This is a genomic window from Roseateles sp. (assembly GCF_039929605.1).
Taxonomy (GTDB): domain Bacteria; phylum Pseudomonadota; class Gammaproteobacteria; order Burkholderiales; family Burkholderiaceae_C; genus Pelomonas.
On the sequence record NZ_JBDSQX010000019.1, the window covers coordinates 62,224 to 86,287 of the forward strand.

General features: G+C 66.9%; 23 protein-coding genes and 2 pseudogenes. 12 read left to right on the forward strand and 13 right to left on the reverse strand.

Annotated elements, in window-relative coordinates:
- Nucleotides 1–48: 48 nt before the first annotated feature.
- The 3 genes from ABIS05_RS03180 to ABIS05_RS03190 form a co-directional block, all read right to left on the reverse strand.
- Entirely contained in the window at nt 49–189 is a 141-nt protein-coding gene (locus tag ABIS05_RS03180; protein WP_348011232.1) for a hypothetical protein, read from the reverse strand.
- A gap of 8 nt (nt 190–197) precedes the next feature.
- A complete protein-coding gene (locus ABIS05_RS03185) occupies nt 198–1,805 on the reverse strand; it encodes a glycoside hydrolase 43 family protein (protein WP_348011233.1) in 1,608 nt (535 codons plus the stop codon).
- A gap of 74 nt (nt 1,806–1,879) precedes the next feature.
- Nucleotides 1,880–3,454 (reverse strand): glycoside hydrolase family 43 protein, encoded by a 1,575-nt coding sequence (locus ABIS05_RS03190; protein ID WP_348011234.1) that lies wholly within the window; start codon nt 3,452–3,454, stop codon nt 1,880–1,882.
- Nucleotides 3,455–4,338: 884 nt separating this feature from the next.
- Here ABIS05_RS03190 and ABIS05_RS03195 point away from each other — a divergent pair.
- Nucleotides 4,339–4,866, forward strand: coding sequence for a hypothetical protein (locus tag ABIS05_RS03195; protein ID WP_348011235.1), 528 nt, complete (start codon nt 4,339–4,341; stop codon nt 4,864–4,866).
- A gap of 62 nt (nt 4,867–4,928) precedes the next feature.
- Here ABIS05_RS03195 and ABIS05_RS03200 read toward each other — a convergent pair whose 3' ends face one another.
- From ABIS05_RS03200 to ABIS05_RS03210, 3 genes are read right to left on the reverse strand one after another with little or no spacing between them, the layout of a single operon-like run.
- Complete coding sequence (locus ABIS05_RS03200; RefSeq protein WP_348011236.1) at nt 4,929–7,316, reverse strand: glycoside hydrolase family 3 N-terminal domain-containing protein; 2,388 nt, start codon at nt 7,314–7,316, stop codon at nt 4,929–4,931.
- Nucleotides 7,317–7,374: 58 nt separating this feature from the next.
- Entirely contained in the window at nt 7,375–7,647 is a 273-nt protein-coding gene (locus tag ABIS05_RS03205) for a DUF2164 domain-containing protein (RefSeq protein WP_348011237.1), read from the reverse strand.
- Between the two features lie 5 nt (nt 7,648–7,652).
- Nucleotides 7,653–8,075: a hypothetical protein gene (locus tag ABIS05_RS03210; RefSeq protein WP_348011238.1), complete on the reverse strand. Its 423-nt coding sequence runs from the start codon at nt 8,073–8,075 to the stop codon at nt 7,653–7,655.
- 11 nt (nt 8,076–8,086) lie between these two features.
- On the opposite strand from ABIS05_RS03210, the gene ABIS05_RS03215 reads away from it, so the two are divergent.
- Complete coding sequence (locus ABIS05_RS03215) at nt 8,087–8,413, forward strand: hypothetical protein (RefSeq protein WP_348011239.1); 327 nt, start codon at nt 8,087–8,089, stop codon at nt 8,411–8,413.
- Here the strand turns inward: ABIS05_RS03215 and ABIS05_RS03220 are convergent.
- Both ABIS05_RS03220 and ABIS05_RS03225 read right to left on the reverse strand, forming a co-directional pair.
- The gene (locus tag ABIS05_RS03220) at nt 8,401–8,679 is read right to left on the reverse strand and encodes a DUF2277 domain-containing protein (RefSeq protein ID WP_348011240.1); all 279 of its coding nucleotides are present in this window, start codon (nt 8,677–8,679) and stop codon (nt 8,401–8,403) included. The two genes, ABIS05_RS03215 and ABIS05_RS03220, sit on opposite strands and share 13 nt — an antisense overlap.
- 14 nt (nt 8,680–8,693) lie before the next feature.
- On the reverse strand, nt 8,694–8,867 hold the full coding sequence (locus tag ABIS05_RS03225) for an oxidoreductase-like domain-containing protein (protein ID WP_348011241.1): 174 nt from the start codon (nt 8,865–8,867) through the stop codon (nt 8,694–8,696).
- Between the two features lie 35 nt (nt 8,868–8,902).
- On the opposite strand from ABIS05_RS03225, the gene ABIS05_RS03230 reads away from it, so the two are divergent.
- Together ABIS05_RS03230 and ABIS05_RS03235 are read left to right on the forward strand one after the other, a co-directional pair.
- On the forward strand, nt 8,903–9,358 hold the full coding sequence (locus ABIS05_RS03230) for a hypothetical protein (protein WP_348011242.1): 456 nt from the start codon (nt 8,903–8,905) through the stop codon (nt 9,356–9,358).
- A gap of 26 nt (nt 9,359–9,384) precedes the next feature.
- On the forward strand, nt 9,385–11,091 hold the full coding sequence (locus tag ABIS05_RS03235; RefSeq protein WP_348063212.1) for a GH39 family glycosyl hydrolase: 1,707 nt from the start codon (nt 9,385–9,387) through the stop codon (nt 11,089–11,091).
- On the opposite strand, the gene ABIS05_RS03240 is transcribed toward ABIS05_RS03235, so the two are convergent.
- Entirely contained in the window at nt 11,081–11,455 is a 375-nt protein-coding gene (locus tag ABIS05_RS03240; protein WP_348011244.1) for a hypothetical protein, read from the reverse strand. The genes ABIS05_RS03235 and ABIS05_RS03240 overlap by 11 nt on opposite strands.
- 82 nt (nt 11,456–11,537) lie before the next feature.
- Between ABIS05_RS03240 and ABIS05_RS03245 the strand changes: the two genes are divergently transcribed.
- From ABIS05_RS03245 to ABIS05_RS03275, 7 genes and pseudogenes are all read left to right on the forward strand, one after another.
- Nucleotides 11,538–12,767: a helix-turn-helix domain-containing protein gene (locus tag ABIS05_RS03245; protein ID WP_348011245.1), complete on the forward strand. Its 1,230-nt coding sequence runs from the start codon at nt 11,538–11,540 to the stop codon at nt 12,765–12,767.
- A gap of 47 nt (nt 12,768–12,814) precedes the next feature.
- Nucleotides 12,815–13,462: pseudogene (locus tag ABIS05_RS03250) on the forward strand (hypothetical protein).
- Nucleotides 13,463–13,538: 76 nt separating this feature from the next.
- Nucleotides 13,539–13,730, forward strand: a pseudogene (locus ABIS05_RS03255) (DUF899 family protein); the annotation flags it as partial.
- 118 nt (nt 13,731–13,848) lie between these two features.
- Nucleotides 13,849–14,064 carry a hypothetical protein gene (locus ABIS05_RS03260; RefSeq protein ID WP_348011273.1) on the forward strand — a complete coding sequence of 72 codons (216 nt, stop codon included), beginning with the start codon at nt 13,849–13,851 and terminating at the stop codon, nt 14,062–14,064.
- 87 nt (nt 14,065–14,151) lie between these two features.
- Nucleotides 14,152–15,318, forward strand: a complete 1,167-nt coding sequence (locus ABIS05_RS03265; RefSeq protein WP_348011246.1) for a patatin-like phospholipase family protein — start codon at nt 14,152–14,154, stop codon at nt 15,316–15,318.
- On the forward strand, nt 15,315–16,052 hold the full coding sequence (locus tag ABIS05_RS03270; protein ID WP_348011247.1) for an acetoacetate decarboxylase: 738 nt from the start codon (nt 15,315–15,317) through the stop codon (nt 16,050–16,052). The genes ABIS05_RS03265 and ABIS05_RS03270 overlap by 4 nt, the downstream gene beginning before the upstream one ends.
- Nucleotides 16,053–16,098: 46 nt before the next feature.
- Complete coding sequence (locus ABIS05_RS03275; RefSeq protein ID WP_348011248.1) at nt 16,099–16,881, forward strand: 3-hydroxybutyrate dehydrogenase; 783 nt, start codon at nt 16,099–16,101, stop codon at nt 16,879–16,881.
- A 538-nt stretch (nt 16,882–17,419) separates the two neighbouring features.
- Here ABIS05_RS03275 and ABIS05_RS03280 read toward each other — a convergent pair.
- On the reverse strand, nt 17,420–18,106 hold the full coding sequence (locus ABIS05_RS03280) for a glutathione S-transferase family protein (protein WP_348011249.1): 687 nt from the start codon (nt 18,104–18,106) through the stop codon (nt 17,420–17,422).
- Nucleotides 18,107–18,472: 366 nt separating this feature from the next.
- On the opposite strand from ABIS05_RS03280, the gene ABIS05_RS03285 reads away from it, so the two are divergent.
- Nucleotides 18,473–19,312, forward strand: coding sequence for a hypothetical protein (locus ABIS05_RS03285; RefSeq protein ID WP_348011250.1), 840 nt, complete (start codon nt 18,473–18,475; stop codon nt 19,310–19,312).
- 250 nt (nt 19,313–19,562) lie between these two features.
- On the opposite strand, the gene ABIS05_RS03290 is transcribed toward ABIS05_RS03285, so the two are convergent.
- From ABIS05_RS03290 to ABIS05_RS03300, 3 genes are all read right to left on the reverse strand, one after another.
- Nucleotides 19,563–19,895, reverse strand: a complete 333-nt coding sequence (locus tag ABIS05_RS03290) for a DUF86 domain-containing protein (protein WP_348011251.1) — start codon at nt 19,893–19,895, stop codon at nt 19,563–19,565.
- A 23-nt stretch (nt 19,896–19,918) separates the two neighbouring features.
- The gene (locus ABIS05_RS03295) at nt 19,919–20,203 is read right to left on the reverse strand and encodes a nucleotidyltransferase family protein (RefSeq protein ID WP_348011252.1); all 285 of its coding nucleotides are present in this window, start codon (nt 20,201–20,203) and stop codon (nt 19,919–19,921) included.
- 183 nt (nt 20,204–20,386) lie between these two features.
- Nucleotides 20,387–24,013, reverse strand: a complete 3,627-nt coding sequence (locus tag ABIS05_RS03300; protein WP_407074856.1) for an L-glutamate gamma-semialdehyde dehydrogenase — start codon at nt 24,011–24,013, stop codon at nt 20,387–20,389.
- Nucleotides 24,014–24,064: the final 51 nt, after the last annotated feature.

Below are 24,064 nucleotides of genomic sequence, written 5' to 3' on the forward strand. Positions count from 1 at the left end.
CTCGGCCGGTTGTCTCCTCCGGACTCGAGCGTTATGGAAGGACGCAGCTCAGTACATGGGCTTACATCCCGACAACTCGATGGATTGGGGTGGCAGCTTCAGCACCAGGCCTTGCGGGCCGGGCTTCGCGGAGAACAGTGCCGGCACGACGGCCTGCGGCTGCTGGAATATGTTGTGGGTGAGGCGCACGGTGAAGATCAGCGGGAGCTTCCGGTTGGCCCGATGCGGTAGTAGTCAAAGTCCACACGGCCGCCGGCGGTCTTGGTCGAATAGAAGAAGAGGCCGTAGCGATAACCCATGAAGTGCGTTGGGTAGGAATAGGTCAAGCGCGAGGGGCGTCCGATGGGTGTCCAGGATTTGCCGTCGAGGCTGTAGGAGAAGCGGGCGACCTCGGGTGCGGGATCAAACTCGCTTTCGACCTTGAGGTGAACGGTTTTGCCAGACAGGGGAATGGACGCGATTTCCTCTGGCTTATCGGAGTCGGCGCTCACCATGACGAGCGACCTGACGCCGTCGGTCATCCTGACGCCGACAAAACCGTACTGTTTCTGGAAGACCGTGAGGCCGGCCACATCGCCGTTTTTCATGCCGCTCACATCGATGCTTGTCGTGGCGGAACTGGCAGGGCCAAAGGTGCGCTGGGTGAGGGTATTCGTCGCCTCGGGCAGCGTGGAAACGATTCGGCTGGTCATGAGGCTCAGGTAGCCCGGACGCTTGGTGAGCGACCAGTCATTGGGCCGCGGGTTGTGATTCCATTGCCAGGCGAGGGGCAGTGCAGGGTCGCCGGGCTGGCGGTCGAATTCGTCAGAGGCGACGATGCCCGAGGCGCCGGAGACGCCCTGCACGCCTGCGGGAATGTCGAGCGTCATGGGCACTTTGCCGTTGTCGCCGAGCACCGGCCAGCCGTCCTTCCAGGTCACGGGGACGAGGTAGGGAATGCGACCGACGGCACCGTTGCCCTTGAAGAGATAGGCAAACCATTTGCCGTCCGGGGTGTCGATGAGGCCGCCCTGGGCGATACCGCGGTCATCGAGCGCGATGCGACCCTCGTAGGGCCCGTCGATGGTGTCGGCGCGGTGGACGATGACGCTGGGCGCCCAGCGGCTCCCGGGCGAGGCGATGTTGAAGAGGTAGTAGCGGCCGTTGATCTTGGAAAGATGCGAGCCCTCGCCATTGAGCCCGCCCAGGTCGGAGCCGAAGATGGTGTTGACGTTTTCGATGAGGACCTTGTTCACACCGCCCGGCTTGATGCCGGAGAGATCGGATTTCAGTTCGACGAGCGTGATGCGACCGCCGCCGTAAACCATGTAGACGCGACCGTCGTCGTCGAAGAACAGGCTGTGGTCATGCAGCACGGGCTCGAAACTCGTCTCTTTCCACGGGCCGCGCTCGGGATCGCGCGTGCTGAAGATATGGGTGCGTCCGCTCGTGTAGGAGAAGGTCGAGGCATAGAACACGCCGTCGTGGTAACGCAGGCTGGGGGCCCAGGAGCCGGCAGCGTAGGCGTTCTTGCCGTTTTCCAGGCGCAGAGCGTCGTTGTCGGCAAGGGTGTCATAGGCGTAGGAGGCCATGCGCCAGTTGACGAGGTCCGTCGACTTCATGATCGGCAGGCCCGGGCTCATGTGCATCGTCGTGCTGCTCATGTAGTAGGTTTTTCCTACTCGGATGATGGCGATGTCCGGGACGTCGGCCCAGATCAGAGGGTTGTGGGCAAGGCCCACCTGCGCCTCCTGGCGGGCCGGTGCCGCAGAAACGGGCTCTGACATGACGGCGGTGAGGACGAGGGCGATCAGGAGGGAAAACATCGAGCGGCTCATGGGGCGGGCGGGTCCGGCTGTCCGGGTTTGGGTTCCAAGTTGCTTGTCTGCGGAAGTCATGCTTAGCGCGCGTAGAGCGCAAACGCGAAGTCCGCAGGGCGGCCGCTTTCCTTGTCCTTCAGCGGCCGGTCATCGAGGGTCGCCTCGCCGTCGGCATAGACGTCGCTGCGGCTGGCGCGCAGGTTGATCGTCAGCGCGTCTTTCTGGCCCTGCAGCGCCAAGGCGTAGCGGCGACCGGCCTGCAGCACGACGGACGGATGGGCGTTGAAGTCGAAGCTCAGCAGCCCGGCGCCTTGCGGCCGGTAGGCGATGGCCAGGCCCTCGCCGGCGCCGAGCAATTCGGTGCCCGCCTCCACGTCTCGCAGCGACAGGCGCAACGTGTGCGTGGCGTCTGTACCGTGGCCGTCACCGGCGTACAGGCTGAGCCGGCCCAGCGGGATGTCGGCGCGCGGTACGAAGGTTTGCACCAGGCGGCTGGCGCCGCCGTCGCGGTTGAAGCCGATGGGCTCAGGTGTCTGATCGAAAGGCCGGGTGACCGAGGCCAGCGCCGGGCTGCCCGGCCAGGTCTCGGGATAGCCCTGGGCGAACTGCTGGACGGCCACGCGCGGGTCGGAGCGGCCTGGGTCCGCCGGCGCCGGTACCTTGCCCTTGGGCGGCTGGGGCGGCTTGCTGATGCCCGCCTCGGTCTGCGTGACGGGCCACATGCGGCCGTCGGCGTCGTAGTGGAGGTACTCCATCGCCACGGAGCGGCGGGAGGTGGCGCCGGTCTCGCCGTCCAGGCTCAGCGCGGCATTGTGATAAACGAGATAGGACTGGCCCTTGAAGTCGTCGATGACGCCCGCGTGGATGGTGAAGCTGTTGGGTACCGAGCCGGTCAGCAGGCCCTGGTAGGTCCACGGGCCGCGCGGGCTGGGCGCTGTGGCATAGGACAGGTGCTCAAAGAGACCCTGGTGCGCCATGGACGCGTAGGTCATGTAGTACGTGCCCTTGCGCTTGGACAGCCACGGTCCCTCGGTGTAGTTGGGCAGTGCAATCTTCTCGATGGGGCCGTCCAGCTCGGTCATGTTCGATTTGAGCTTCGCCAGGTAGAGCACCGGGTTGCCCCAGGCGAGCCAGGCGGTGCCGTCGTCGTCGATGAAGACGGTCGGATCGATGTCGCTCCAACCGTAAGGGCTGGGCGTTGACGCATCGGTAATCAACGCCGAGCCGCGCGCATCCTTGAACGGGCCCAGCGGGTTGTCGGCCACCGCCACGCCAATGGCCTTGCCTTGGTTGGTGTTGTCGTGCTGCACGGTGGCGTAGAAGTAGAAGCGGCCGTTGCGCTGCACCACCTGCGCGGCCCAGGCATCGCTCACCGCCCACTTGAAATCGGTGGGCTTCATGAAGGCGCCGTGGGCGGTCCAGTGGCGCAGGTCCTTGGACGAATAGGCCAACCACTCCTTCATGAGGAAGAAGTCGTTGCCCTTGGCCTCGTCATGGCCTACGTAAAGGTAAACCGTGTCGCCCACGACCAGCGGTGCGGGGTCGGCGGTGAAGCGGTCGCGCAGCACGGGATTGGCGCCTGGCGCCGGTGCGGCGGCGCACGTGGCGGCCGCGCAGTAAAGAACCGTGTGTTGGAGCAGTCTGGCGAGGCGCATGGCTAAGTGAGAACCTTCAATTCGGTTGTTTGCGGGTGCGCACCGGGGGATTCATGGGAATGGCGGCGACGTTCATCGCATGGCAGGGAAATGCAGAGCCAGGGCACGGCCCTGGTAGTCGGGGGCCAGAGCCTGTGCGACCAAGTGCAGCGGTCGCAACTTCCCGGCGGCATTGAGCGCCGACGGGTGTTGCGCGGCTTGGCGCGTCGGCAACGTGAGCGTGCTTGCTGAAGTGCAGGACCCGCAAGTTGATCGCGTGATGGACATGACGGTCGGATGCTCGCTAATTGATTCGGCGCCGAATCAACGGTTCAAAATGAATGCGGTCTTACCGCTGAGGGCAATCTTAGATTGTTCGACAAACGAACAATCTAGGGAAACACCTAGCAACCGCCGCACCGACCGCTCACGGGACGCTCGGCGGCGCACCTCCGAGCCCCGACAGGGTCCGCCCGGAAACGGTTTCGACGGGCAGAACAACGTCGCGAGGAGCTGGGTAACGATCCAGGCAGAGCGCCACGGGACACCTTCTCAGGCCGCTCGTGACAACGTTCGCTCCGACGTCTCGACGGCAGGGACCTTGCCAGCAATTTGCAGATCCACCTCCGACCACCCGGCGGCGGACGGCGGATCGGTTCTTGGTTTTCCCTAATTAGTCCGAGCGTCGAACAATCTACGATGCTGGCGCGGCACAGCCGCAATCATTTTTCTCAAATGATTCGGCGTCAAATCAAAGGCTTACCCGTAGGCGTTCTATGTCCTCATCCAGCTTGAAAACGATTTTCTCTGCGGCGGAAGCCCCCATGCCGCCAATGGGCCGGAGCGGCTGGCACTGCCTTGGCCCCGCAACGACCGAAGCAGGATGCTTGGCGAATGCGAAGCTTATGGCTGAGCGCCTCTTGCCGTTTGGCTACGACATCGCCATGGTCGGGCCCCAGTGGTATGTATCGCAGGCGTCAGCTTCGGGCTGCCGACTGTTTGCAGCGTTGGAACTGGATGCCCATGGCCGACCGCAGCCCGCAGCAGACCGGTTCCCCAGCGCAATGGAAGGGCTCGGCTTCGCTCCGCTCGCATCTCAGGTCCACCGTCTCGGCTTGCGTTTCGGTGTGCACTTGATGCGCGGTATCCCCCGCCAAGCGGTCGGGCGAGGTCTGCCGATCGCTGGCAGCCCATGGCGTTGCGATGAGATCGCCAACCCAGCCTCGGCCTGCTCCTGGACCACCGACATGTGCGGCATCAAGCCCGAACACCCGGGCGCTTTTGATTGGTACCGCGCCTGGTTCGCTCAGCTCGCAGCATGCGGCGTAGACGCGGTCATCGTCGACGACCTTGCGTCATCGAGCGGACAGGCTGAAGAAGCCTTGATCCGCCGCGCGATCGACGCCATCGGCCGCCGCATCGAATTGGCCTAGTCGCTCAGCCCATCGTCGTCGTATCCAGCGGCTGCTGGGCCTGCTAACTCATGAATTCGCCATCAGGCCGCCACCGTCAGCGTGACGTGCTTGAGATCAACGCTGTTGGGGCCGACCATCATGGTGAAGGTTCCCGGCTCGACGATGCGCTTCATGTCCAGGCCGTAGAACTGGAGTTCTGCTGGCGTGATCGTGAAGGTCACGGTCCGCTTCTCGCCAGGCGCCAGCGTCACGCGGGCGAAGCCCTTGAGTTCCTTGACGGGGCGAGTCACCGATGAAATGTCATCGCGGATGTAGAGCTGGACGACCTCGTCGCCCGCGCGCTTGCCGGTGTTGGTGACGTCCACAGAGACCGTCACGCTGTCGGCCGGCCCGATGGTCGCCTTCGACAGGCGCGGCTCTGACAGCGCGAACGCGGTGTAGCTGAGGCCGAAGCCGAAGGGATAGAGCGGCGTGTTGTCGCTGCCGAGGTAGCCGCGGTTGGCCGTCGGCTTGGCGTTGTAGTACACGGGCAGCTGCCCCACATGGCGAGCGATGCTGATCGGCAGCTTGCCACCAGGATTGGCGCGCCCGAACAGGATGTCAGCGGCCGCGTGGCCGGTCTCCTGCCCGAGATACCAGCCCTCGATGATGGCGTTGGCCTTGGCGTGCAGCAGGTTGATAGCCAGCGGTTTGCCGTTGAGCAGGAAGACGACCGTCGGCTTGTTCAACGCAAAGATGGCGGCGGCCAGGTCGTTCTGCTGGCCGATGAGCTCCAGCGAGTCCCGGTCGCCCAGGTGGGTGTCCGACCACGCCTCGCGGGTGGTCTGCTCGTTGTCGCCCAACACCATCACGATCGTGTCTGCCGTCTTGGCCGCCTCGACCGCCTCGGCAATGAGGCGGGCATTGACCGCCGGGTCGATGAAGCGCACCTCGTCCGTCTCCCACTCGCGCTTCTCGGTCAATCGAACCGCTTCGCGGTATTCGAAGGCGAAGCCCTGGGACTTCGCTTCGCCGGCCAGCGCGTCGTGGATCGACACCACGTGGCGGGGAATGTCGGAGTAGCCGCCGATGGGCGTGTCTTTGGCGTGCGTTCCGAGGAGCAGAAGCTTGCCGACTCGTCCGGCATCCAGCGGCAGCACCCCGTCGTTCTTCAGCAGCACGACCGATCGCACCGCCGCTTCGCGCGCCAGCGCTACCGCGTCGGGTGTGGCGGTCAGGCCGTCCGCCTTGCTGGCATCGACGTAGGGGTCTTCGAACAGTCCGGCGAGGAACTTGAGCTCCAGGATGCGCCGCACGACCACGTCGATCTCGGCCTCTTTGATGCGACCGGCCTTCACCAGATTGACGAGCTCGGGGAAGCCGCCGGCGTCCGGGGTTTCGATGTCGACGCCAGCCGTGAAGGCGCGGTAGGCCGCCTCCGTCATGTCAGGCACCAGCCGGTGGCGCGCCACCAACTCCCTGATCGCGAAGTAGTCCGAGACCGTGACGCCCTTGAAGCCCCATTCATCGCGCAGGATGGTCTTCAGCAGCCACGGGTTGGCATGTGAAGGGACGCCGTCAATCTCGTTGTACGAGGGCATGACGGCGGCGATCGGCGTCTCGCGGATGATCTTCTCGAACGGCGGGAAGAAGACTTCGCGCAACACCCGCTCCGAGATCTGCGCCGGCGCGGTATTGATGCCGCGCTCGGGCTGGCCGTGCCCCGTCATGTGCTTGAGCGTCGCCAGCACCTTGCCCGGTGCGAGCTTGCGCTCGGTGCCGGAGAAGCCGGTGACGGCCGCCTTGCCCAGCACGCCCATCAGGTAGGGGTCTTCGCCGAAGGTCTCCTCCACGCGGCCCCAGCGCGGATCGCGGCAGACATCGACCACCGGCGCCAAGGCGAGGTTGGCCCCTCGCGCCCGCATCTCCCGGGCGCAGACCGAATAGACCCTTTCGAGCAGCGCCGGGTCGAAGGAGGAGGCCAGGCCGATCGCCTGCGGGAAGCAGGTCGCGCCGCGCGCCGCGTAGCCATGCAGGCTTTCCTCGTGCATGAACAGCGGAATGCCCAGACGCGTACCTTGCACGGCCCAGGCCTGCGCGGCATTGACGTAGGCCGCCGTCTCGGCCGCTGTGCGGTTGGCCTGGGCGGCATCTGCGCCGGCATTCGTATTGCCCACGCCCTTGCGGTCACTCGGGCGGGCAAGCATGCCCAAACCGTGCGGCAGGGCCTGCGCGGCCCGCGCCGCGTCGAAGTCGCCGTGTTCGTTCTGCACACGGTTCTTGCCGATCCAGATGCACATCATCTGGGCCACCTTCTCCTGCAGCGTCATGCGGGAGAGCAGGTCGTTCACGCGCAGCTCCACCGCTGCGGCAGCTCGCTTGTAGAGCGGCTGATCGGGCGGGGCCGCCACCGCATGGCCTGCCGTGGTGAGGCCGACAGCACCGACACCTTGGACAAAATTGCGACGCGTCATACCGGCAGTACTCATGGGGATCTTTCGTGGCTGTTCAGTCTGGGCGCGCACCAGCGCCCGGAGCCGCATCAGTTCACCGCCGCTGCGGCTTGGCTGCGCGCCGGCTCCAGTACTGGAAGGCGCCCTCATGCACTTCCACGTCCACCTCGGCGACCCGCTGGCCGAGCCGCTCCTGCACCTCGGCCACGGCCTGGTTGTAGACCAGTGGCGCGATCTCTTCGAGGAAGAAGCCGAGCAACGCGCCGGCCGCGAGGTTGCCGACATGCTCGTCCAACTCGGCCTCCAGGTAGCGCTGCAGCGACGCGACAGCCTGCTCGCGTTCGGGCCGTTCCAGCTCGATGGCCATGGCGCTTACTGACTGGCAGCGGAAGCCGGGGGGGTGGGCACGGGCACCACGACGCCGGGCGACAACGAGATCTCGTCGACCAGCGTGACGCCGGTGACGAAGTAGCGCGTCTCGCCGAAGCAGGAGCCGGGCAGGCCGACCTTCTCTTCGTAGTGCAGGTTCACGCGCCGGCCCATGAGCTTGTTGATGGCCTGGGCCGTGGCCTCGTCGTGCACGGTGAAGAAGAACTTCTCCACGCTGGCCGTGCCGGGCAGCGACACCAACGCCTGTTCGCCCTCCCAGGTCTTGCAGACCCAGCCCTTGCGCGAGAACTTCTGCACCCAGCCGGCGCGCTCGCCATCGGAATAGCTCCAACGCCAGGCAAAGACGAACCAGGCCGTGACGAGCAGCAGCAGTGCGACCGGGGACAGGGCAATCTTCAGGCGCATGACGGTGTGGGTTGAGCGAAGGCGCGGCGATTGTGCGCGACGGCACGGGCACTATCGCCATCGCATTCACACAAAAAATGAATGCGCACAGCCAAAGGGGAACCATGACTATCACGTTGTCGGTTGACGAACCGGTGGCTGACCAGGCTGGACCCGCAGCGTCCGCCATGGGCAAAAGCCTGAACCCAGCAGTGCGGAACTCCCTGGAAACGCTGGCGGGTGCCGAACAGCGGGCGGCTGAGCTGCGCGAGTTCGAAGCCTCGGCGCTGGCCACGCCGGGTCGCCTGGGCGGCTGGCGCTTCAATCACGACCAGGCCAATGCGCCTCAGCTGTCCTGACGGCCGAAGCGCTCCGCCGATCTCGCCTTGGCCCTGGCGGCCTCGACCTCGCGGTTCTTGGGTTCGGCCGCCGTCACCAGCGACGCGATCAGCGCGCGCGCCTCGTCGGCGATGGCCGCCACCGCATGGTCGAACGCCGCCGCGTTGGCTTGCGACGGCACGTTGAAGCCGCTGAGTTTGCGCACGAGCTGCAGCGCCGCGTCGCGGATCTCCAGCTCTGTCGCAGGTGGCTCGAAGTTGAAGAGGGTGCGGATGTTGCGGCACATGGTGCTGGCCTTTCTCAGCGGGCTTCGGGGTGCCGCTCCCGCCACGCCCGCAGCGCGCGGCGGTACTCGTCCATCGCCAGGTCGTGCAGGTCGAAGATGCAGGGGTCGCAGCCGTTGCCGCAGCAGGCATCCAGGTCGGGCTGGTGCGGCGGCTGGGGCATGGGGTCGAGTTCGGGCGCGGCAGTCATCGGTGTGGATTTTCAACGCAGCGAAGATGGCGGCCATGACGTTTGCCATCAAGGCCGAAATCCTCGACCCGCAGGCCACACACTTCGACTTCCCCGCGCAGAAGACGATGTACGGCGGCAAGCGCATTGCCGTGGGCGACGTGGTCTACCTGTTCGCCAGCGAGAACGAGGGCGGCGCGGGGCTGGTGGCACGTGGTGTCGTCACATCGGCTGAAGCCACGCCGCGCAAGCCCGGCCCGGAGCGGCAGACGCCGCGCGTCAGCATCACCGTGAAGCGCACGACGCTCGCGAAACACCGCCTCGGCCGCGCGGAACTCAAGCCGTTTGCCGACTGGAAAAACTGGGAGAGCGACCGCCCCGAGACGGAGTTGAACTTCAAGTTCTACCGCCAGGCGACGAACAAGATCGTCGGCCTGTCGGCGGCGGCAGCGGCCTTCCTGGAGCTGCGCTCATTCGCTTCAGTGAATGGCTGCGCGCCCGCCGCGACGTGAATGCCGTTCCTAAACTCGGCCGCCCCTTGCTTACCCTCAACGCCATGACGCTCAAGCCACTGCCCCGCACACTCGCCCTCGTCATGGCCGGCCTGATGACCGCTGCCGCTCAGGCCCAAACGATGGAGCCATTCCCGGTGCACATCGATGTGGATGCCGGCCGCACCGTGGGCGAGCTCAAGCCCATTTGGCGCTTCTTCGGCGCCGACGAGCCCAACTACGCGACGATGAAGGACGGCCGCAAGCTGATGAAGCGGCTGGGCGATCTGAAGCCGGGCGCCGTCTACTTCCGCACCCACAACCTGCTGAACACCGGCGACGGCACGGCGGCCTTCAAGTGGGGCAGCTCGAATGCCTACACCGAAGACAAGGACGGCCGGCCCATCTACGACTGGACCGTCACCGACCGCATCCTCGACAGCTACCTCGAACGCGGCGTGCGGCCCTACCTGCAAATTGGCTTCATGCCGCAGGCCTTGTCCAGCGCCCCGGGCGGCACGCCCTACCAGCACAGCTGGCGGCCGGGCTTTGCCTACGACCTGATCGCCGGTGGCTGGAACGCCCCGCCGAAGGACTATGCCAAGTGGGGCGAGCTGGTCTATCAGTGGACCAAGCACTGCGTGGAGCGCTATGGCCGCGAGGAAGTGCTGCGCTGGTACTTCGAAGTCTGGAACGAGCCCAACGGCCCGGCCTACTGGACCGGCACGCAAGACGAGTTCAACAAGCTGCACGACCACGCCATCGCTGCCGTGCGCCGCGCCCTGCCAGAAGCCCGCGTGGGCGGGCCGGACGTGGCGGGGTCGGGCGGCGCCTTCATGGACGCCTTCCTGAAGCACATCGTCAGCGGCACCAATCACGCGACGGGGCAGATCGGCACGCCGACCGACTTCCTCGCCTTCCACGCCAAGGGCAGCCCGCGCTTTGTCGACGGCCGTGTGCAGATGGGCATGGCGACCCAACTGAACGGTGTCGCCAACGGCTTCAAGAAGATCGCCGCGGTGCCCGAGCTGAAGGGCAAACCCATCGTCATCGGCGAGAACGACCCCGAAGGCTGCGCCGCCTGCCCCGGCCCTCAGAACGCCTACCGCAACGGCACCATGTACTCCAGCTACACGGCGGCCAGCTACAAGCGCATCTGGCAGCTCGCCGAGCGCCACCAGGTGAACCTGGAGGGCGCACTGACCTGGGCCTTCACGTTCGAAGACCAGCCCTGGTTTGCCGGCTACCGCCAGCTCGCCACCAACGGCGTCGACCTGCCGGTGCTGCAGGTGTTCCGCATGTACGCGGCGTTAGGGCCGACGCAGGTGCAGGCCACGAGCGACGCCGAAATGCCGCTGGACGAGCTGCTGGCCAACGGCGTGCGCGGCCGCCCCGACGTCGGCGTGCTGGCCACTCGCACGCCCGACGGCAAGGTCGCGGTGATGGCCTGGCATTACCACGACGACGACGCCGACGGCCCGGACGCGGCGGTCAGCCTGCAACTGTCGGGGCTCGGGCCGCAGGCGACGCGCACGGTGACGCAGCTGCGCGTCGACAAGACCCATGCGAACGCCTTCACCGCCTGGCAGGCGATGGGCTCGCCTCAGGCGCCGGACGCGAAGCAGTACGCGCAGCTGGAGGCGGCTGCGGTGATGGCGCCGGCCAGGCTGCCCGCATTGGCCGTGGCCAATGGCAGCGCGGCGCTGAACTTCATGCTGCCGCGTCAGGGTGTGACGCTGATCGTCATCGAATAGCCACTGACCGGCGGCGGCGCAGCACGTCCGCGCGGGCTTCCAGCGTACGCAGCTCGCGCTCGTATTCGTCTTCCTTGATCGCCTCGATGCGCGCGTGGATCTTGCGCAGTTCATCGAGCGGCTTGGACGCCGCCTGCACCTCGGCCGGCTGGCGTTCGGCCAGCTCAAGCAGCAGCTTGGTGATGACGCCGAGCTGGTCGCCGTAGCTGGCCACGTCGAAGGCCTGGGCCTCGATGCGCGCGTTGCCGGAGCGGGGTTTGATGCCCGCAAAAAACAGGTCGAGGCTGGGCTCGATGTCCTGCGCCACGTCGCCGCTGAAGGGCAAGCGCACCTGCGGCGCCCAGAACCAGAAAATCGGAAACATCGTCTTCTCCCTGCACGCCGAACAGCAGGCATGTGGGGGCATGGTGGCCGAGGCTTGTTGCGGCAGCAAGTTAGCCTTGGGGATGGACTCGCTGATCTCCGCCGCTGCCCGGGCGCTTGCCGCCGGCGATGCACTGCAGGCGCTCAAGCGCGTGGCGCTGCGTGACGACCCGCCCGCGTTGGCCTTGCGCGGCATTGCGATGGCGCAGCTGGGCGAGCTGGCACGGGCGCGCGAGCTGCTGCTGCGGGCAGCACGCGGCTTTGGTGCGCAGGAGGCGATGGCGCGGGCGCGTTGCGTGGTGGCCGAGGCCGAAGTGGCGTTGGCCATGCGTGACTTTGCCGAGTCGCCAAGCGCACTGGACGCCGCCCGCGCCACGCTGGAGGCGCGCGGCGACCGGGCCAATGCGCTGCAGGCGCGCTTGATTGCGGCGCGGCGCTGGCTGCTGCTGGGCCGGCTGGACGAAGCCGCCGCGTTGCTCAACGGCATCGACACGCAAGGCCTGCCCGCGCTGCCGACAGCCGTGGCCGCGCTCGCCCAGGCCGAGCTGGCGCTGCGCTCGCTGCGCATGGCCGATGCGCAGGCCGCGCTTGACACCGCCGAAGCGGCGGCCCGCGTCGCCGGCATCCCGGCGCTGCAGGCCGAGGCCGCGCAGGCCCGTGCCGTGCTGGACCAGCCGGCCGCACGCCGCGTCGGCAACGGCGAGCCGCAGGCGCTGCGCCTGCACGAGGTGGCGGCGCTGCTGGACTCGGGCGCCCTCGTCGTCGACGCCTGCCGCCACGCGCTGCGTGCGGGCGACACCCGGCTGCCGTTGGCCACGCGGCCCATCCTGTTCACGCTGCTGCGCGCACTGGCCGAGGCCTGGCCGGGCGACGCGGGCCGCGACGAACTGATCGCCCGCGCCTTCCGCCTGCGTCATCCGCAGGACCTTGATGAGACGCACCGCGCCCGGCTGCGCGTGGAAATCGGCCGGCTGCGTGCGCTGCTGAAAGGCCTGGCCGACATCGAGGCCACGCCGCGCGGCTTTGCGCTGCGGCCGGGGAGCGGGCGCGAAGTCGCCGTGCTGGCGCCGCCCATGGACGGCGATCAAGGCGAGCTGCTGGCGCTGCTGGCCGACGGCGCGGCGTGGTCCACCTCGGCGCTGGCGCTGGCTTTGGGTGCCAGCCAGCGCACCGTGCAGCGCGAACTCGCCGAGCTGGACGCGTCGGGCCGTGTGCGTGCCATCGGCCAGACGCGGGCGCGCCGCTGGCTGGCGCCGCCTCTGACTGGTTTCACGACGATCTTGTTACTCCCCGCTGCGCTGCCGCTTGCGTAGATTTGCGGTCATGCGCTGAACCCGGCGCGCTTTAACGGAGCCCCGCAATGAACCCCAAGACCCAGCCTGCCGAGATCGTCCGCGAGTACGGCCCCTTCGACGGCGTCGACAAGATCGCCGGCGTGACGCACGACGGCGAACGCGTCTGGATGGCCACCGGCGCGGCCCTCGTCGCCTTCGACCCGGTCAGCGGCGAGCCCCGGCAGCGCATCCCGCGCGCCGCCGACGCCGGCACCGCCTTCGATGGCCGCTACCTGTACCAGATCGCCGAGGCCCGCATCGACAAGATCGACCCGGCCAGTGGCAAGGTCGTCGCCTCCATCCCGTCGCCCGGCCAGGGCGGCGACTCGGGCCTGGCCTGGGCCGAGGGCAGCCTGTGGGTGGGCCAGCACCGCGAACGCAAGATTCATCAGATCGACCCCGAGACCGGCGCCATCCGCCGCACCATCGAATCCAACCGCTTCGTCACCGGCGTGACCTGGGTGGACGGCGAGCTCTGGCACGGCACCTAAAAAGGCGACGACAGCGAGATCCGCCGCATCGACCCGGCCAGCGGCGCCGTGCTGCAGAGCCTGGAGATGCCGGCCGGCACCAACGTCAGCGGCCTCGAATCCGACGGCGCTGAGTTGTTCTACGCCGGTGGCGGCGGCAGCGGCAAGGTCCGCGCCGTGCGCCGCCCGAAGCGCGCAGTCTGAGTTTTCCCTAATGCGACGACCGCCCGGTACCCGGGTGGAGCCGCCGCATGCCTGTCTCTCAACCCAAGGAGCACCGATGACCACCACCACCACTCACCCCGTCGTGACCCGCGACCGCTGGATCGCCGACCGCAAGCACCTGCTCGCCCACGAGAAGGACCTCACCGCCCGGCAGGACCGCCTCGCCGCCGAGCGCCGCGCCCTGCCCTGGGTGCGCATGGACACCGACTACATCTTCGACACCGTCGACGGCCCGCGCCGCCTGAGCGAGCTGTTCCAGGGCCGCCGCCAGCTGCTGGTCCAGCACTTCATGCGTCAATGGCCGCGCCACCATCACGGTAGATGCCGCCTTGCTCGCGCCCAGCGCCGTCGAAGGCAAACCGCCGTTGCTGGGCCTGATCATCGACATCGACGAGGCCTACACGCAATGCTCCAAGGCCTTGCTGCGCTCGCAGCTGTGGGATCCGGCGCGCTTTGTCGACCCCGCCACGATGCCGACGGGCGGCCAGGTATTTCGTGCCTTGCAGGGCGAGGCGTTTGACGCTGAGGCATACGACCGCGAACGTGCGCAACGCTATGCGCGGCGGGCGGGGTTCTATTGACGGTGGCGTTGGGTGGCGCGGGGGAACTCAGGCATTGCGTCTGCCCATAATCCCTTGGCACGCTTCTGCCACCTCTGAGCCGACACCATGAAATCAAACCCCGTACCACCCACGGTGCGCCGCACCGAAGAATGCATCCTCGTCCTGCAGGGCGGCGGCGCACTCGGCGCCTACCAGGCGGGCGTGTACGAGGCCATGCGCTCCATGTACGGTTTGTTTGATTGGGTGGCCGGCATTTCCATCGGCGCCATCAACGCGGCGCTGATCGCCGGCAACCCCTTCGAGCACCGAGTGGCGCGTTTGCGCGAGTTTTGGGAGCTGGTGAGTTCGATGCCTGGCGCGCCAGCCTACGGGCCGTCGATCGTCGGCCGCGAATTCCTGAACGACGCCGTGGCCAACCAGGCCATGCTCTTCGGCGTGCCGGGCTTCTTTTCACCGCGAGTCCCGCCGACGCCGTTCCAACCGAACGGCACGCCTGGGGCTATCAGCTTCTATGACACCACACCGCTGCGCCGCACGCTGGAGCGGCTGGTCGATTTCGACTTGCTGAACTCAGGAGCCACGCGCCTGTCGGTCGGCGCCGTGAACGTGCGCACCGGCAATTTCGAATACTTCGACACCGCACACCAGCGCCTGGACGTGCGCCACATCATGGCCAGCGGCGCGCTGCCGCCGGGCTTCGCGCCGGTGGAGATCGACGGTGAGCACTATTGGGACGGCGGCATCGTCTCCAACACGCCGCTGCAGTACGTGCTCGACCAGCCGGGCAAGAAGAACCGCGTCGTGTTCCAGGTCGACTTGTTCTCCGCCCGCGGCGCCTTGCCGACCAACATGTCGGAGGTGACGGAACGCGAGAAGGACATCCGCTTCTCCAGCCGCACGCGCATGAACACCACCGTGCAGCTCGACCGCCAGGTCATCGCCCAGGCGGCGCGGCGGTTGATCGCGAAGCTGCCCGCCGAACTGCGCCGCGACCCCGACGCGCTCAAGCTCGCCGGCCTGCGCTGCGAAGCGGCCGTCGACGTGGTGCACCTCATCTACCGCAGCAAGCACTACGAAGGCCAGTCCAAGGACTACGAGTTCTCGCGCCAGTCGATGCAAGAGCACTGGGATTCGGGCAAGGCGGACATGGCACACACCTTGCACGACGTGCGCTGGCTGGAGCACCCGCCGCACACGCATGAGGACACCGGCGTCCATGTGTTCGACCTGACCTCGGACAGCCCGTCCGCCTACACAAAGCCCGCGCCATGAACATTGCCGACGTGAAACGCAACGCCTTCGCGATGCCGCTGACCAACCCGGCGTTCCCGCCCGGGCCCTATCGCTTTGTCAACCGCGAATTCCTGATCGTCACCTACCGCACCGACCCCGAGGCGCTGCGCGCGGTCGTGCCCGAGCCGCTGCAGATCGACCAGGCCATCGTCAAGTACGAGTTCATCCGCATGCCCGACTCCACCGGCTTCGGCGACTACACCGAGTCCGGCCAGGTCATACCCGTCACCCTCGATGGCGTGCACGGCGGCTACGTGCACTCGATGTACCTGAACGACGAGGCGCCCATTGCCGGCGGCCGCGAGCTGTGGGGTTTCCCGAAGAAGCTCGCTGCGCCGTCGCTGACGGTCGAGCGCGACACGCTGCTGGGCACGCTCGACTACGGCCCGGTGCGCGTGGCCACCGCGACCATGGGCTACAAGCACCGCACGCTCGACCCGGTTGCGGTGCGCGAGAGCCTGCTCGCGCCCAACTTCCTGCTCAAGATCATTCCTCACGTCGATGGCTCGCCGCGCATCTGCGAGCTGGTGCGCTACTTCCTGGAAGACGTGACCGTCAAAGGCGCATGGACCGGCCCGGCCGCGCTTGAACTTGCCCACCACGCACTCGCGCCGGTGGCCATGTTGCCGGTGCTCGAAGTGATCTCCGGCACCCACATCCTCACCGACATGAGTTTGGGCATGGGCAGCGTTGCGTTCGACTACCTCGCCTGAGCCTCTCCCTCTCGCCCCTCCCCCACACAGCACACGAAAGCCACCCATGAAACTCAAGGACAAGGTCTGCATCGTCACCGGCGCCGCCAGCGGCATCGGCAAGGAAATCGCCCTCACCTTCGCCCGCGAAGGCGGCAAGGTCGTGATCGCCGACTTGAACAAGGATGCGGCACAGGCCGCAGCCAGCGAGATCACCGCCGCTGGCGGCACTGCGATGGCAGTGGCGATGGACGTGACCAACGAAGAGCAGGTCAACGCTGCCGTGGCCGAGGTCGTCGCGGCCTACGGCGGCGTGGACGTGCTGGTCAGCAACGCCGGCATCCAGATCGTCCACCCCATCGAGGAATTCCCATTCGCCGACTGGAAGAAGATGCTGGCCATTCACCTGGACGGCGCCTTCCTCACCACCAAGGCTTGCATGCCGCACATGCAGAAGTCGGGCAACGGCGGCAGCATCATCTACATGGGCTCGGTGCACTCGAAGGAAGCCTCGGTGCTCAAGTCGGCCTACGTCACCGCCAAGCACGGCCTGATCGGGCTGTGCAAGACGGTTGCGAAGGAAGGCGGCAAGTACAAGATCCGCGCCAATGTGATCTGCCCTGGCTTCGTGCGCACGCCGCTGGTCGAGAAGCAAATTCCCGAGCAGGCCAAGGCACTGGGCATCAGCGAAGCCGACGTGATCTCGAAGGTCATGCTGAAGGAAACCGTCGACGGCGAATTCACCACCGTTCAGGACGTGGCCGAGGTTGCATTGCTGTTCGCTGGTTTCGAGACCAATGCGCTTAGCGGCCAGTCTCTGGTAGTGAGCCACGGCTGGTTCATGCAGTAGCCAATTCAGGATTCCCGGATTCCCGGATTCCGGCGCGGTTCCTTCCTGAGGGTCTTGTTGCGACGCGGCTTGCCGGCGCCCAGCGCCATCGAGGGCAAGCCGCCGTTGCTGGGCCTGCTCATCGACATCGACGAGGCGTACACGCAATGCCCCAAGGCTTTGCGGTCGCAGCTTTGGGACCCGGCGCGCTTTTGTGGACCCTGCCTCAATGCCGACGGGCGGCCAGGTGTTTCGTGCCATGCAGAGCCAGGCGTTTGACGCCGAGGCGTAAGACCGAGAGCGTGCGGAACGGTACACGCGGCGAGTCAGCCGGCTTTGGGCGGCGCTTGGGTACGGCGGCAACCGGCGGCAGTTGACGGTCGCGGCGGTCCGCTTTGTTTACTTCATCGGGTTCACCGGTCGTTTCGGTCGATGTGTGGCGATGAGCGCGTAGACGTACTCATCGGCTACTGGGCGGAGGCCGGCGCGGCACACGCACTGCCCGTTGAGCATGCGGGAGCTGGCCGCCGCGTGCGACGGGGTCATGGTGTTCTCCGGCTCAGTGGGCGGGCCAGGGATCGGCCCAAGCCGGGATGGTCATCAAGCCATCTAGCCAGCGCACGATATGGGTGAACTGATCCATCGGCATCTCGGCCTCGCGCCAGTAGCGAGCCATCGAGCCCAATTGAAAGTCTGCGATAGTGAGACGGCCACAGGCTACGTGGCTGCGGCCTTTCAGGTGGGCGTCGAGCACGGTGGCGAATGTGACGAAGGGGTCGACGCTGGCCTTGAGCAGTTCTTGGTTGACCGTCCCGAAGCGAAACGTCGTCTTCACGATGTGCTCGAAGTAGAAGGGAGACACCACCGGCGCCCAGTGGCAGTCATTCCACGACAGCCAGCGCAGCACTTCTACCTGCTCAGCCGGCTTTTGCGCGGGCCACATATCCGAGCCCTGCTTGATGCACAGGTAGGCCATGATGGCCGCCGACTCCCACAACACAACATCCCCATCGACCAACAGCGGCGCCTTCTTGTTGGGGTTTAGCGCTGCGTATTCCGGCGTCTTGAGCTGCGCGGCGATGAACTCGGCCGGCACGCCGAGGTGCTTGGCGAGCGCAAGTACGCGCAGCGGGGCTTGCGCCTCGATCCAATGAATCTTCATGAGGGTCTCCGTTCGGTGGGCACGCTCAATCGACGAACAAAGGGCCTTCAGATCGACATCCGCTTGAAACTTTTTGAACGGCAAAACCCTAAGTCGCCGCACATGAGTCCAGGGAATCGTGCGGATTCGGCCAGCTCACGCCGAGGTAGGCACAGCGGCTCTGCTAAAAGCGATGTGACGCCTGCTTGGAAGTCAGTTGCCGGCCAAAAGCTGCCGCCCGTGAGAGTCGGCTATCAGGCGGTGTAGCTTGCCGAGCTTCGACTGTGACATGCTCAGACGTTGAGCAGCGATCGTTGACGATCAGCTCTCGGCACTACGAACATCGGAATCCATCCTATGACTTGCCCCTTGTGTGAGAACGCTTCAGCTGTCGTCGGACCAGATGCTTCAGGTCGGGGCGCCACTCTTATCAACTGCCCGCACTGCGGGAAATTCGGCCTCACGGGGACCTTGACAGCAACCCTGGCGAGCTTGCTCCTTTCAAGGGATGCCGCGCCGAAGTTAAGCCATGTCGTGCGCAAGGCGCATGAGGCAGAACAGCAACTGCTGCTGAACTCGTACACCGCTGAGGCCATTCTTCAAAATCCATTGCCGCGTCCTCGAGAACAGGCTGACTTACTCATTCAATGGGTGGCACGCCACTCTCCCGGACCAGGCGAGCCCGTTGAGCTCAGCCATGACCTGCAAGGCGCAGTTGTCGGCTCAAAGTCCCATGCAGGCTTCTCGATGCTCGTAGAGCATCTGAAAAACACTGGTCTAGTCGCTGGCCCGCATGAAACATATCTCTCCGGAGAGTCCGTCGCTCATGTGGCGCTCACCTTTTCCGGTTGGGACTACTACGAATCGCTGCGGTCCGGAAACGCAACGTATCGAAAGGCTTTCATGGCAATGCGGTTCGGAGACCCGACTTTGAACTCGCTGCTTGATCTCGTACTCAAGCCTGCAGCAAAGCGTGCTGGATTCGATCTCTTCAAGCTAGACGATCGACCTGTGGCGGGCCTCATCGATGACCGTATGCGCGTAGAGATTCGAGCCTCCGACTTCGTGATCGCTGACTTGTCGCACGACAACCTCGGCGCCTATTGGGAGGCCGGCTACGCCGAAGGACTTGGCAAGCCCGTGATCTACACGTGCGAGCGTGCCAAGTTTCAGACGGCAAAAACCCACTTCGATACGAACCACCATCTGACGATCGTGTGGGATTCAGCTTTGCCAGAGGAGGCTGGGCAACAGCTTGTGGCGACCATTCGCGCAACGCTTCCACATTTGGCGAAGCTCACCGATGCGTGACTCACGTAACGAGCTGCCAGACGCTGCAACGGACCCTGAGACACCTGCTGTAGTGCCAGTCGCTGCATCAGCAGGCAGCCCGGTAGGTTGGGGTAAACGCAGTGAACCCCAACGCATCCAGCAACGCAGCGACGGCCGACCAGCGTTACTGCCAATGTTGGGGTTCGAAGTCTCAGCCCAACCTACCTGCTATTGACGGCGGCAACCGCCTATCAGCCGCAGCTCGGCCCGCAGGGACATTGACTTCGCGTCAGGGATAAGGGGTATCCAGGCGCGCGGCCATGCGGCTCAACGCGTCGGCCAACGCTGGAAGGTCCTGTTCGACGACCAACCACACCGCCTGCAGATCAACGCCCAGGTAACCATGAACGATCACGTTGCGGAAGCCGGAGAGATCGCGCCACGGGGTCTCGGGCTCGGTGGCCTTGATGCCGCCTGACAAGCGTTGGCTCGATTCCGTCAGCGTCTGCAGGTTGCGGATGACTGCATCCTGCACAAGCCGCGAAGCGTCGAAGCGGGCGCGCTCACCACCCGTGTATTCGTGAATGCGCTTCAGGCACTCGCGCATGTGCGCCAGCAGCACCCGATCAGCGTCGGGCCCGGGCGTCACAGCGCAACGGCGTCGGCCAGCACGCGCTCCCGCAGGCCCGGGTGCAGGCTCGCTTCGGTGACCACATCGACGCGCCGGCCCAGCAACTCCTGCGCATCGAGCAACAGCCCGCCCAAGGCGAGGGCGCTGATCCCCGGCGTTAGCGTGACCAGCAGGTCAACGTCACTGCTGTCGGTCGCGTCATCACGGCTCATCGAGCCAAACACTCGCACGCCCGTCACACCACGACGCTGGGCCAGCGTGACGAGCGCGGTGCGGTGGGCTTCGATCAGCGGATGCATGGCCAGGAGTTTAGCGACGCGCACCTTGCCGCGAAGGCGCGCTCAGCGAGAACACCGCCTGAAGGCAGTGTTGTGGCCGGCGTCGCGGAGGGCGCCGGAATTCCAGCCGCGCCTCCAGCGGCATCGGCCAGCAGCGCCGCAGGAGGTTGACGCCGAGTTTCTGCATTGCTAAGCCGCGCAGGCTCAATGCCCGCCCGCCAACAACGCCGCATTCCCCCCCGCCGCTGCCGTGTTGACCGTCAACGTCTGCTCCGCCGTGAACCGGTAGAGCTGGCGCACGTGGCCGGCCGCAACGACCAGCGGCAGGATGGCGCCGGGGCGGGCGGCGAGGGCCAGGGACAGGGTGTGGGCGGCGGCCGGGTCTGACGAGGCCAGCGCGACGCCGGCCAATTGCGGCGCGGCGAGCAGGCCGGGCAGGGCGGAGTCGGGCAGCAGCGTCAGCGCGTTGACGGGCAGGCCGGCGCGCAGCAGGGCCTGGCGGGCGCGTTCGTCGTCGCTGAGCCAGATGGCGCTGTTGCCGGCCAGCAGGGCGCTGACCGCCGCCGCCAGGCCGGCGTCGCCCCGGCCCAGCACGGCGAAGGCGCCGCGGGCGTGGTGGCGCAGCGTGTTGCTCTCGCCGGTGGGGCCGGGCAGCACGATGTCGGCGAAGGCCGCCTGCGCCGCCGTGAAGAGGCCGCGAACCGCCATCGCCACGGGCGCGTCCAGCGTGTCGGCGGCGCGGCGCAGCGTGGCGATGCGGTCGTGCAGCGGGGTGTTGCGCCAGGTGGCGTCGGCGGCCACGGCGAGGGCGTCGGCGCGGGCGTCCAGCGCCAGCAGCGGTGCTGGCGCGTCGAGCACCGGCTCGGTGCAGAAGCGGCGCAGATAGTCGGGCCCGCCGGCTTTCGGGCCGGTGCCGGACAGGCCTTCGCCGCCGAAGGGCTGCACGCCGACGACGGCGCCGATGATGTTGCGGTTGACGTAGACGTTGCCGATGCGCGCCTCGTCAGCAAGGCGCTGGGCACGGCTGTCGATGCGGGTCTGGATGCCGAGCGTGAGGCCGTAGCCCAGCGCGTTGATGTCGGCGATGACTTCGTCGACCGAGGTCTCGAAGCGCACGACGTGCAGCACGGGGCCGAAGATCTCTTCGCCAAGGTGGGCGATGCGCGGCAGCTCGAAGGCGACGGGGCGGATCTGGCGCGGCATGGGCTCGGTCACCGGTGCTTCGGCGATGAGCTTGGCGTCGCGCTTGAGGCGCTCGACGTGGCGGCTGATGCCGGCGTGGGCTTCGTCGTCGATGACGGGGCCGACATCGGTGGCGAGGTTGGCCGGCTGGCCGACGTGCAGCTGTTGCAGTGCGCCCTTCAGCATCTCGATGACGCCGTCGGCGATGCTGGATTGCACGCACAGCAAGCGCAGCGCCGAGCAGCGTTGGCCGGCGGAGCGGAAGGCGCTTTGCACGACGGCGTCGATGACTTGCTCGGGCAGGGCGGTCGAGTCGACCACCATCGCGTTCAGCCCACCAGTCTCCGCAATCAGCGGAATAGGAGAGTTAGGTTTGGCGGCCAGCGCCTTGTTGATGATCTGCGCCACCACCGTGGAGCCGGTGAAACAGACGCCGGCCGTGTGCGCATGGGCTACGAGGCCGGCACCGACCGTCTCGCCGGGGCCGTGCAGTAGCGCCAGCGCATCGGCGGGCACACCGGCCTGATGCAGCAGCTCGACGAACTGCAGCGCGACGAACGGCGTCTGCTCGGCCGGCTTGGCGGCAACGGCATTGCCGGCCACCAGCGCGGCGACGACTTGGCCCGCAAAGATCGCGAGCGGGAAGTTCCACGGGCTGATGCAGACGAAGACGCCGCGGCCTTGCATCGCGGTCGGATCGGCTTCGGCCTGGTCGGCGTAATAGCGCAGGAAGTCCACGGCCTCGCGCACTTCGGCGACGCAGTCGGCTTGGGTCTTGAAGGCTTCCTTGATGAGCAGCGCGCAGAACTCGGGCAGGCGGGCGTCGAGGTCGTCGGCGGCGCGGCGCAGGATGCCGGCGCGGGCGGGCACGGGGCGCTCGTTCCAGGGTGTGAAGCCGGCGTGCAGGCGCTGCATCGCGGCGTGCACCTCGGCAGCCGTCGCCTCGGGCACGGCGCGCACGGCGGTGCTCTGCAATGCGGCCTGCAACGGCAGGCGGTGAGCGAGCACGGTGAGGTCGGCGCCGGTGGAGTTGCTGCGGCCCTGGCCTTGGTCATCCAGGTAGAGCGCGGGTGGCAGCGGCAGGGCGCTGGCGTCGCGCACGTCGAGCAGCGGCGAGCCGAGCAGTTCGGGCACCTGCACGCTGGGGTCGGCCAGTTGGTGGACGAAGGACGAGTTGGCGCCGTTCTCCAGCAGGCGGCGCACGAGGTAGGCCAGCAGGTCGCGGTGCTCGCCGACGGGGGCGTAGATCCGAACTGGCACGTCGTGGGTCGTCAGGCCCCCCGCTTGAGCGGGGGGAGCGGGGGGTGTGGTCGACATTGCCCCCGAAGGGGAGTGCCGCGAGAACTCGCGGTACACCCCCTCACCCATGCCGTGCAGCCGTTGCATTTCAAAAGCGGCGCCCGTTGCCCGGGCCATCTGCACGATGGCCGCGATGGTGCCGGCGTTGTGCGTGGCGAACTGCGGGTAGATGACGTCGGCATGCTGGATGAGCGCGCGGGCGCAGGCCAGGTAGCTCACGTCGGTGTGCTGCTTGTGCGTGAACACGGGGTAGTGCGTCAGACCCAACTCCTGCGCGCGCTTGATCTCGCCGTCCCAGTAGGCGCCCTTCACCAGCCGCACCATGAAGCGCAGGCCGTGCTTGCGGGCGATGGCCGCCACTTCGTCGACGACGGCGAGCGCCCGGCTCTGGTAGGCCTGCACGGCCAGGCCAAATCCCCGCCACGCGCGCCACTGCGGGTGCTGGGCGATGCGCGCGGCCAGCGTGTCCAGCACGTCCAGCGACAGCTCCAGGCGGTCGACTTCCTCGGCGTCGATGGTCAGGTTGATGTTGGCGTTAGCGGCCAGCTCGATCAGCTCCCACACGCGCGGCAGCAGTTCGGCAAAGACGCGCTCGCGCTGCAGCACCTCGTAGCGGCTGAAGAGGGCGCTGAGCTTGATGGAGATGCCGTCGGAGGCTTCCGGTGAATCGGCGCGCGCGCCTGCGGCAATGGCCTTGATGGCGCCGACGTAGGCCGCCAGGTAGCGCCGCGCGTCGTTCTCGGTGCGCGCTCCCTCGCCGAGCATGTCGTAGCTGAAGCGCAGCTGCTTTTGTGCCTTGCGCGCATCGTCCGCCTCGCTCATGGCCTCGCCGATGTTGCGGCCCAGCACGAACTGCCGGCCCAGCAGCTGGATGGCGCGCACCGTGGCGGCCACCACCGTCTGCGCGCCCAGGCGCTTGAACACGCCGTTGTCGTCTTCCGCGCCGGGCAGGAAACGCTTAGACATGGAAATGGCCGAAGCCGACAGCGCCGCCAACATCTTGTGCGGGCTGCCCGCGCTGGCGCCGTCAAAGTCCGCGCGGCCGAGCTGGTCGGCCGTCAGCGCGATGGCGGTGGGCGCGTCCGGCACGCGCAGCAGGGCTTCGGCCAGGCGCATCAGGGCCAGGCCCTCGGCGCTGGTGATGGGGTACTCGCGCAGCAGCGATTCCATCGCCCAGAACGGCGCGGGGTTGCGCCGCACCTGCTCCACCCAGGGCGCGGCCATGGCGATGACGCCGGGCCAGCCCAATGCCTCGCCCAGGCGTTCGGCCAGGGCCTGCACGGCGCCGGTTTCGGCCCGGTAGGGGTCGGGCAGGCGGGGCTGTTCGGGCGGGGCGGTGAAGGTGGGCACGGCTTACTCCTGGTGAGATCAGCAATGTATTCAGAGCCGTCTTGAATTAAA

Bases quoted from the DNA above. Each gene is read 5' to 3' on its own strand.
- ABIS05_RS03185 (WP_348011233.1), bottom strand. From the start codon at position 1,805: ATGTTTTCCCTCCTGATCGCCCTCGTCCTCACCGCCGTCATGTCAGAG.
- ABIS05_RS03190 (WP_348011234.1), bottom strand. From the start codon at position 3,454: ATGCGCCTCGCCAGACTGCTCCAACACACGGTTCTTTACTGCGCGGCC.
- ABIS05_RS03195 (WP_348011235.1), top strand. From the start codon at position 4,339: ATGGCTGAGCGCCTCTTGCCGTTTGGCTACGACATCGCCATGGTCGGG.
- ABIS05_RS03200 (WP_348011236.1), bottom strand. From the start codon at position 7,316: ATGAGTACTGCCGGTATGACGCGTCGCAATTTTGTCCAAGGTGTCGGT.
- ABIS05_RS03205 (WP_348011237.1), bottom strand. From the start codon at position 7,647: ATGGCCATCGAGCTGGAACGGCCCGAACGCGAGCAGGCTGTCGCGTCG.
- ABIS05_RS03210 (WP_348011238.1), bottom strand. From the start codon at position 8,075: ATGCGCCTGAAGATTGCCCTGTCCCCGGTCGCACTGCTGCTGCTCGTC.
- ABIS05_RS03220 (WP_348011240.1), bottom strand. From the start codon at position 8,679: ATGTGCCGCAACATCCGCACCCTCTTCAACTTCGAGCCACCTGCGACA.
- ABIS05_RS03225 (WP_348011241.1), bottom strand. From the start codon at position 8,867: ATGACTGCCGCGCCCGAACTCGACCCCATGCCCCAGCCGCCGCACCAG.
- ABIS05_RS03230 (WP_348011242.1), top strand. From the start codon at position 8,903: ATGACGTTTGCCATCAAGGCCGAAATCCTCGACCCGCAGGCCACACAC.
- ABIS05_RS03240 (WP_348011244.1), bottom strand. From the start codon at position 11,455: ATGTTTCCGATTTTCTGGTTCTGGGCGCCGCAGGTGCGCTTGCCCTTC.
- ABIS05_RS03245 (WP_348011245.1), top strand. From the start codon at position 11,538: ATGGACTCGCTGATCTCCGCCGCTGCCCGGGCGCTTGCCGCCGGCGAT.
- ABIS05_RS03265 (WP_348011246.1), top strand. From the start codon at position 14,152: ATGAAATCAAACCCCGTACCACCCACGGTGCGCCGCACCGAAGAATGC.
- ABIS05_RS03270 (WP_348011247.1), top strand. From the start codon at position 15,315: ATGAACATTGCCGACGTGAAACGCAACGCCTTCGCGATGCCGCTGACC.
- ABIS05_RS03275 (WP_348011248.1), top strand. From the start codon at position 16,099: ATGAAACTCAAGGACAAGGTCTGCATCGTCACCGGCGCCGCCAGCGGC.
- ABIS05_RS03295 (WP_348011252.1), bottom strand. From the start codon at position 20,203: ATGCATCCGCTGATCGAAGCCCACCGCACCGCGCTCGTCACGCTGGCC.